The organism is Liquorilactobacillus uvarum DSM 19971 (assembly GCF_001434935.1).
In the GTDB taxonomy this organism is placed as follows: Bacteria; Bacillota; Bacilli; order Lactobacillales; family Lactobacillaceae; genus Liquorilactobacillus; species Liquorilactobacillus uvarum.
The window spans coordinates 1-6577 of record NZ_AZEG01000052.1 but is presented as its reverse complement, the minus strand read 5'-3'; the positions used below and the strand labels follow the sequence as shown (position 1 = coordinate 6577).

The 6577-nt window shown below is 36.7% G+C and carries 9 protein-coding genes; 4 read left to right on the top strand and 5 right to left on the bottom strand.

Annotation, left to right across the window (positions count from 1 at the left end; translation table 11 throughout):
* Positions 1–39: 39 nt before the first annotated feature.
* Together FD20_RS11800 and FD20_RS11795 are read right to left on the bottom strand one after the other, a co-directional pair.
* Positions 40–654: a hypothetical protein gene (locus tag FD20_RS11800; RefSeq protein WP_057738756.1), complete on the bottom strand. Its 615-nt coding sequence runs from the start codon at positions 652–654 to the stop codon at positions 40–42.
* Positions 655–667: 13 nt separating this feature from the next.
* Positions 668–1186, bottom strand: coding sequence for a hypothetical protein (locus FD20_RS11795; protein ID WP_057738754.1), 519 nt, complete (start codon positions 1184–1186; stop codon positions 668–670).
* 346 nt (positions 1187–1532) lie between these two features.
* Here FD20_RS11795 and FD20_RS13615 point away from each other — a divergent pair, with 346 nt between their 5' ends.
* Both FD20_RS13615 and FD20_RS13910 read left to right on the top strand, forming a co-directional pair.
* Positions 1533–1676 (top strand): hypothetical protein, encoded by a 144-nt coding sequence (locus tag FD20_RS13615; protein ID WP_162255654.1) that lies wholly within the window; start codon positions 1533–1535, stop codon positions 1674–1676.
* A 192-nt stretch (positions 1677–1868) separates the two neighbouring features.
* On the top strand, positions 1869–1973 hold the full coding sequence (locus FD20_RS13910) for a putative holin-like toxin (RefSeq protein ID WP_057738752.1): 105 nt from the start codon (positions 1869–1871) through the stop codon (positions 1971–1973).
* A 356-nt stretch (positions 1974–2329) separates the two neighbouring features.
* Here FD20_RS13910 and FD20_RS11785 read toward each other — a convergent pair whose 3' ends face one another.
* Both FD20_RS11785 and FD20_RS11780 read right to left on the bottom strand, forming a co-directional pair.
* Positions 2330–3163, bottom strand: coding sequence for a DNA/RNA non-specific endonuclease (locus FD20_RS11785; RefSeq protein ID WP_083489143.1), 834 nt, complete (start codon positions 3161–3163; stop codon positions 2330–2332).
* A 45-nt stretch (positions 3164–3208) separates the two neighbouring features.
* Positions 3209–3769, bottom strand: coding sequence for a recombinase family protein (locus FD20_RS11780; protein WP_057738748.1), 561 nt, complete (start codon positions 3767–3769; stop codon positions 3209–3211).
* A 294-nt stretch (positions 3770–4063) separates the two neighbouring features.
* On the opposite strand from FD20_RS11780, the gene FD20_RS11775 reads away from it, so the two are divergent.
* On the top strand, positions 4064–4945 hold the full coding sequence (locus FD20_RS11775; RefSeq protein ID WP_003690681.1) for a manganese catalase: 882 nt from the start codon (positions 4064–4066) through the stop codon (positions 4943–4945).
* 280 nt (positions 4946–5225) lie between these two features.
* A complete protein-coding gene (locus tag FD20_RS11770; RefSeq protein WP_057738745.1) occupies positions 5226–6374 on the top strand; it encodes a zinc-dependent alcohol dehydrogenase in 1149 nt (382 codons plus the stop codon).
* A 102-nt stretch (positions 6375–6476) separates the two neighbouring features.
* Here FD20_RS11770 and FD20_RS14035 read toward each other — a convergent pair.
* Positions 6477–6577: IS3 family transposase (locus FD20_RS14035; RefSeq protein WP_157060927.1), on the bottom strand; the 101-nt coding region annotated here is incomplete at its 5' end.

Here is a 6577-nt window from a genome sequence, read left to right as displayed (position 1 = left end):
TTTGGCCATGGGCCATTCTTTATTTAATTAGTGTTGCACTTAAAGTGTAAATTCAAGAACTAAAAGATGTTCATGGGCTATTCTAATCAAGTTACCTTTGTAAATTTTATTGCTGCTTACTACATTATGTTGAACTTTTATAATATGATTTTCCAAATCACCAAACCATGTCATATCCTTAATAATCGAGTAATATTTTCCCTTCTTTCGCACGTCTCCAATTAAAATCGCATGTCTACCACCATTTATTAAACTAGCATATATTTTTTTATTAATAAGGTCTAACTTTGCTATAAAATCATCATAAGGCATTTTATTTGATAATTCATCTTCGTTGTACGAACCTCTTTGCTTATTATAATCAATAATGTCAAAATATGGCGGGTGGCTAAAAACGAAATCGCTATATGTGGGTATTTCATCTTTCAAAGCGTCCCAACCATTTATTAAATCTAAATGGATACTGTTGTTATAACCCAATTCCCTGGCAACCTCTTCACCAGTACCCCCTCCACTAAACACCTCAACAAACCTTTTAGGGGAGAAAGTATCTAATAAATCACGAATAACATATCCGCTACAATTACCACGCCATTTATTATTTCCCCATTTGCCTCTGTTTGGATAATTCATTATTGAATCAGGTAATTTCATATTTTCCCCCCCCTTACATTAAATAACTAAGTTCTTGGTTATCATTTTCATTAAGATTATGCCACAATACTTTTTTTGCTCGAATTGCTTTCTGAATTGTAATAATTAAATTAAGTGTTGTCATATCTCCTAGCAAAATATCTTCTCGTGTTATCACTACCATATAAAGAAAATCAAAAAGATTGTAGTTAGAAATCTTGTAAAAGCGTGATTCAAGTTCTTTTAAGAGGTTTCTTCTAGATATTTCTATTAAAAAGTCAACAACACCATAATCAATTTTTTCTTTTGCTAAAACATATCCAAATTGTGTTGAAACATCTTCGAAAAGTCTTTTAAAATCCTCAATTTCGATTTTTCCTTCATCAAGAGGGTTTATTTGCAAAGAAAAACCACTTTCATCTAGATAATTAACCAAGTCAGCCATATTTTGCCAACTGTCTCCAATGTACCGATTTAAACTAATACTTCTTAGATAAGCGTCTGCCTTATCAACCAAATCAACTGTTTCCTTCTCGCTTAACTTTTTTGTCATAATAGACACCTCGCTAGATTTTTTTGCTGCCAGGCGCTCTGCCTGGCGTAGCCAAAAGGCTGTTTTTTTCGCTTTTTGACGCGTAGCTTTCGGCTACTCCAAAGTGAAAGAATGCAAGGGTTTGCTGTAGGCAAATTTTTTGTGATCTTGCCAAAAATTTACCGCCCCTTGCATTCTTTCTACTGTCCCTTAGGTAGATTTAGCGTGGGCGCAGAGCGAGGACCCGCGCTTAAGCTTGCTTAGGGACTGTTTGGAGTGGCGTATCAGAGCGCAAAAAGCAAAAAAATCAATTTCAATCATTCCCTTATGAGTTGGGGTTTGAACTTGGATTCTCCTGGTCGAGAATATGAAAGGAGAACCCTTAAGCGGTGAGCCACGCTGTCGCTTGCGGCTTGTGTGGCTCCCGCGACTATGTTCGGTCAAGGAAAGAAGTTCGTTTATGCAGGTCAGGCCAACTGGTCCTGGCCGGAATGAACTCCTTTCTTCATAAAGCGAGCGGTGGTGGTTGGAGCGAGTGCCTATAATCCTTGATATATCAACGTTTCTAAGATGTTTTTGTAATTTATTTATGATATAATATATATATGGAGAAGTTAAGGCGGTGGCTATTCCTTAATAAGGAGGCGGTGCTTATGGTGTAAAAAGCCAAGCAAAACCTAAACCTAATGAAAGGAGTAGCCTTGTGTCTGTTTCAGACGCAATACAATTAATGTTGGCATTCGGTACTTTTATCGTTGCCTTAATAGCATTAATTGTTGAGCTGATTAAAAATCAGCAAAAAAAATAATCGCCTTAGCTCTGGCAAGCTAGCGATTATTTAATAGTTAGTATATTTAGCCACCGTCTTAAACGGCTCCTTGGAAGTCTTGTGATAGCAGGGCTTCTTTTTTCTATATATATTATAACACGTACTTTTAATATATTTCCACCACTTGGTTTACAGGGCTTGTCGGGGCTTCACTCGCCACCACCCCCCGTTTTTCCCCGACAAGCCCTGTAAACCAAATAGGTACCTTTTAAATTTAATAAGCTTTCTTCAATACAATATAATATATTATGTTGTATTGGTATACGGCAGCAAAATGGCAGCTAACATTGTATTAGCTGCCATTGATCTAGCGATTACGTAAATAGTAACATATTTTACTCATTAAAACTAGGAGCATTTGCTGGAGTGGGAACTTTCATATTAGTATCGACTTTCGAGCGGCCAGTTGTATAATCGAATGAAACGCCCGGTTGAATATTGAAAATGTAAACATTGAAATTTAAACTTCCATCGTCTGATACTGCCTGTAATTGTACACCTCTCGCCATTAATTCATTTCCTCTAAATATCGCGTGAGCTTCAAAAACTACTTTGTGTCCTTCTTTAAGAGCATTTCTAACTTTGCTTTCATATATTGTTTGGATTTTCTGGTTAGAAAATGCAGTTTGTGTAAATAAATTTTTTAAATTATTTTGATCTCCGCTCTGCAAACTTGGAATGTATTGCCCATCAGTTGATATACCTTTGGAAAGTGAATAAGCAATTAAATGACCTCTATTAATAATAGGCTCACCATTGACATATTTTTGGTGCCACCCTGTAGGTTCGACATATTGCCTCTCTCTTAGACTATCATTAGCTAAATTTCTGGGTTCTAAATAGGCTATATTCGCTGTTGAAGTTCTATTAAGACTATCAAGGGCGTTATATGTAAATTGGTTATTCTTCCATGAATTAATGCTTAATGTACTCTTTCCGTTATTAACATTTACAAAAGCATTTTCTCCTGAAATATAATTCAAACTTGATTGTGCTGTATTCTTCGTTTGATTATTTTTTTGAACCAAGTTTTTTGCTGTGCTTGTTACTGAGGTAATCGGGGCATTTAATTGCGTTTTTATTGTGCTTAAATTGCCCTTTGCAAATAAAATAACTAATAAAATTAAAATGCTACCCCACCCATATTTTATTTTTCTTTTTCTTCTCAATTCTCTTACCCCTTTCAATAATGCAATATAATATAATATAATATATTATATTATTCCTCGTCTTTTTCTTTCACGAATCAATGTACTTTTAGAAATTCCCGTTTGCTTTGCAACACTAGTATAAGAACTATTCTTCAATAAATTCATTGCTAAGTCCATCTGATAAACCGTATATTTTCTTGGCCGACCTTCGCGATAATTTGGATTATGCTTCTTAGCATAAGCTTTTCCATCTTGAGTTCGGCTAATAATCATGTCCCGCTCAAATTCTGCAAATGCACTGAATATGTTAAAAATAAGTCTCCCAGTAGGGGAATCCTCAACTACTCCAACATTTAAAATATTAACAGAAACTTGTTTATCAAATAGACTTTTAATAACTTGTTGAGCCTCCAACGCATTCCTAGCAAAACGATCTAACTTTGTAACCATCAATGTATCGCCAGGTTTTAGTTTAAGAAGTAATTTTTTGAAAACCGGGCGGTCTATTTTAGTACCTGTAAATTTTTCTTTATATATTGCCTGTGCACCTTTTGATTTTAGTTCAGCAATCTGTGAATTTAAGTCCTGGCCGATTGTAGAAACTCGTGCGTACCCAATAATCATATTGGCCTCCTATTTATGAACATAACTAATGACACCGTTTACCGCCTTGATTATAGCTACATTAAGTATCGGTGTCAATACTGTTAAGTTATGGAGCGATAGAAAAATACCAAATGAATATATCAGTTATAAAAGACGTCCCCAATCAAGTCAATCTAGGCCTCTTTTGTAATATTTTTTGAAACCATTTCATTTGAAATATGAATATACGCATGTTACCGTTGACTATGTAATCCTTATTTAGAAGAAATTAATGCGACGTATGGCATTATAATACATTAGGAGGACTGTCACATGTACATAAGAAAATCAAAATTGCAATATCATGCAAAGCCTGAGAAGAGTAATCCTATTATCGCACGACGCTTACAGGAGATTTTAGGGGGGCAATGGGGAGAAACTACAGGAATGTTGGCCTATACGCTTCAAGGTTGGAACACTGTTGGCAATGAAAAATATAAAGATTTATTATTAGACACTGGTACGGAAGAAATGGGCCATATGGAAATGTTAGCAACCATGATTAATGACCTATTACGTGACGCTCCTACTGATACGATAGAAGAATTGGCGAGAAATAGTGATCCAGCGACCGCTGCAATACTTGGTGGTATGGACCCTCAACATGCATTCGTCAATGGGCTTGGTGCAGGACTATCGGATTCTAACGGCAATCCTTGGAGCGCAAATTTCATCATTTCAAGCGGGAATTTACTCGCTGATATGCGCTTCAATGTTGTCCGTGAATCACAGGCTCGCCTTCAAGTATCACGAAACTTCCTGCAAACGGAGGATAAAGGTGTTCGCGATATGCTAAGTTACCTCATGGCTCGTGAAACGCAGCACCAGCTTCAATTCTTAAAAGCTTGTGAAGAATTGGAAGAAAAATACGGTCCAGTTGTACCACATGGTACTCAAGACTTACAAAAACAAGGTAAGGAGTTTACACATACACTTTACAACTTCTCAGAAGGAGAAGCCTCTCAAGCACTCGAAGGAGAAACTGCCCGTGATGGAAACAAATTCCACTATAGTAGTGACCCCATTATGGCAGGTGGTGAACCTGATTTAACAGCTGCCCCAGAAATATTAAGAAATACGCCACCTGAAGATCCAAGCACTGCTGTTGAAGAAGGGCGCAGAATGCTTGAAGGTGAACAAAATACAAGTAAATAGTTAAAAAATAAAAATATACTTGGCTTAGACTTATGTGATATGCATAAGTCTTTTTTTGTGTTGTCTTTTCATCGAAAGGAGATATGTCCAAAAGACAGGAAAATACCCTCATTATCTAAGGTAGAATATGTAAGAAGTGTATTTTATGAGATTTCCTTATTTTGATTGACCTATATTAGAAAAGATATGTTTAAAGTTTTGACTTTTGACTTATATAAAACGAGATGATAAGCTGTCTTCAAAGTCTGAAAATATCGCTTTTACAAAAAGGAGGGATTTTATGCGCGCAGTAACATGGCAAGGAAACGAAAAAATGGAAGTCAAAACGGTCCCGGATCCTACGATTGAAGAACCAACCGACATGATTGTTCGCATCACAGCAACAGCTATTTGCGGTTCTGACTTGCATTTATACCATAACGGGAAACCGGTCATGGAAGAAGACTATGTGGTAGGGCATGAGCCTATGGGCATTGTAGAAGAAGTTGGTTCTGCAGTAACGAAAGTGAAAAAAGGCGACCGAGTCGTTATCCCTTTCAACATTGGTTGTGGAGAGTGTCATTTCTGTGCTAATCATATGGAAAGTCAATGTGACAATTCCAACCCTAATCCAATGTTTGATCAAGGCGGGTTGTTCGGTTTTGGTAAAATGGAAGGAAATTATCCTGGAGGTCAAGCTGAATACTTACGTGTCCCATTTGCAGATTTCACTTCTTTTGTTGTTCCTGATAGTGATCTACCAGATGAGAAGGTATTATTCCTATCAGATGTACTGCCAACAGCATATTGGAGTGTAGAACATAGTGGTATGAAACCAGGAGATACAGTAATCGTATTGGGTTCTGGCCCTATCGGATTATTTGTACAAAAATTTGCCAAAATGAAAGGTGCTAAACGTGTAATTGCCGTAGATAACGTCGATTATCGTTTGCAGCATGCGAAAAAGATGAACGGCGTAGAGATCGTGAATTTTTCAGATGTTTCTAAAGTTGGTAGTGAATTATATGAAATGACTAAGGGTGGTGCTGAGGTAGTAATTGATTGTGTAGGAATGGATGGTGTAGCGCCAATCAAAGAAAAAACTAAAGATATTCTTACGCCGCAAAGCGGTTCTTACTCACCAATACAAACAGCAAGTGAAGCTGTGAAGAAATTTGGGACGTTGATGGTAACTGGGGTTTATATGACTCCAGCAACGAATTTCCCGTTTCAAGATTTCTTCACTCGTAATGTGAATATTAAAATGGGACAAGCTCCGGTTATCCACTTGATGCCGAAAATCTATGACATGATTGAAAAAGGGGAGTTCGACCCATCGGATATCATTACACATACAATGCCTTTGGAGCGTGCTGCTGAAGCATACGATATTTTTGACAAAAAAGCAGATAATAGCATTAAAGTGGTATTGAAACCAGGTATGTCTTAAAAGAAATAGTGGGTCTAGCAAATAACTAGCTCTAAATATAAAAAACGCGATGAATAATCATAAATAAAGTGCAACACAAAAGTTAGACAAAATTGAATATTTTTAAACTGCTAAGGCATGTTCCCTGTATTCGCAGGGAGTCATGCCTTTTGTTTTCTGTGATATTCGTCGATTGTTAAACCAATCGACGTAATTCTTTGTGA